This window comes from Streptomyces sp. NPDC051104 (assembly GCF_040682835.1).
In the GTDB taxonomy this organism is placed as follows: Bacteria; Actinomycetota; Actinomycetes; order Streptomycetales; family Streptomycetaceae; genus Streptomyces; species Streptomyces cynarae.
On sequence record NZ_JBFBBS010000149.1, the window covers coordinates 1 to 1,345 of the forward strand.

The 1,345-nt window shown below is 38.9% G+C and carries 3 protein-coding genes; all 3 read left to right on the forward strand.

All coding sequences use genetic code 11. The features are described 5' to 3' along the window. Positions 1 to 954, forward strand: a 954-nt coding sequence (locus AB0N14_RS40170; RefSeq protein ID WP_366030622.1) for a hypothetical protein, incomplete at its 5' end; no start/stop codon positions are given. Beyond that, positions 954 to 1,127: a hypothetical protein gene (locus AB0N14_RS40175; protein WP_021214455.1), complete on the forward strand. Its 174-nt coding sequence runs from the start codon at positions 954 to 956 to the stop codon at positions 1,125 to 1,127. The genes AB0N14_RS40170 and AB0N14_RS40175, both read left to right, overlap by 1 nt. Next, positions 1,105 to 1,345: hypothetical protein (locus AB0N14_RS40180; RefSeq protein ID WP_366030623.1), on the forward strand; the 241-nt coding region annotated here is incomplete at its 3' end. The genes AB0N14_RS40175 and AB0N14_RS40180, both read left to right, overlap by 23 nt.

Below are 1,345 nucleotides of genomic sequence, written 5' to 3' on the forward strand. Positions count from 1 at the left end.
ACTAAAGCAGGGAGTACAACTTCTGTTATCGGTAGGATTTCAGGAAATATTACTTGGACACGAGCAGATGGAACGGCAACAACAACTATCACTTCAACTACTAATACTGATACTCAATATATGAGCGGAAGCGCAAATAGTGTGTTGACAACAAAAGTCAATGTCCCAATTGCTAACTCAGCATCACGATTCACTGCTTCTGGATTATGGGTTGACCCTAATACAGGTTTAAATGTTCCATTCTCAGCTGTTTTAGATTTAACTGTTGTACAACTTGCTAAATCAGCTGTTCTTGCGAATGTTTATGCTGGCAATGGTGGAGCGTTCTACAATTCCATGCCTGCAAGCTTAACAGTTAACGCTGATCTATATAAAGGGGGACAACTTTCTGCAGGAAATAAAGAGATATTCTTCGGTTATTCAGATAGTAGTGTAACCACAACTGGTTCAACTGGTTATAACTCAAACCTTGGATTAGGTTGGCATTTATGTACTTCATCTACAACTGGTCAAACGCCCAATGTAGCAGCTGGTACAAATACAACTTCTCAAGGGATACTAACAGTTCTACCATCGGCTGTTACAAATGCTCAAACGTTCAAGGCTATGATCATTGACCGCGCAGGTGGTACAGCAGGTACATCAGTTAGTGGAATTATTACTCTTCTTGATTATACAGATCCATTAACTTGTACGATTGATAGTACGGCAGGTAGCATTTTTAAAAACGGTTCTGGTACAACAACACTTACTTGCCGAGTATTTCAATCTGGTGCTGAAATTGATACAAATGGAAAAACTTATACTTATAAATGGTCTCAACGTGATCAAAATGGTGTATTAAATGCCAATTTTGGCGGTACAGGCAATCAATATAAAACTGGTAAAACAATTAGTGTTGCTGCGACTGATATCAATGTCAAAGCTCAATATACATGTGAGGTGAATCAATAATGAAAAGTACATTTTATGCCAATATTGAACTTGGGGGAGAAATCACACAAGTTAGCTTTAAAGCGACAAGTGCAAGTGATGTGATTGAACAAATCTGGCGGACTTATGGTATCTCCACCCCAATTATTGAAATTTGGGCGGAGGTAACTGATGAAGATAGTAGCAAGCAATAGTATCACAGTAAGTAACGTTAATGATGGGACAATAACTCACATAGCATACGCTAACAGTGCTGATGGAACGGATGGGTTCTACATTGGCGGTGGAAGAAATCTGCTTAACAACACAGATAAGGATATTAGTGTCACTTCGCACACAACTGATGGATACCTTGCATGGGCAAATATTGATACTGGATTCTCTTTTGAGCATGGAAAAACGTACACATTCT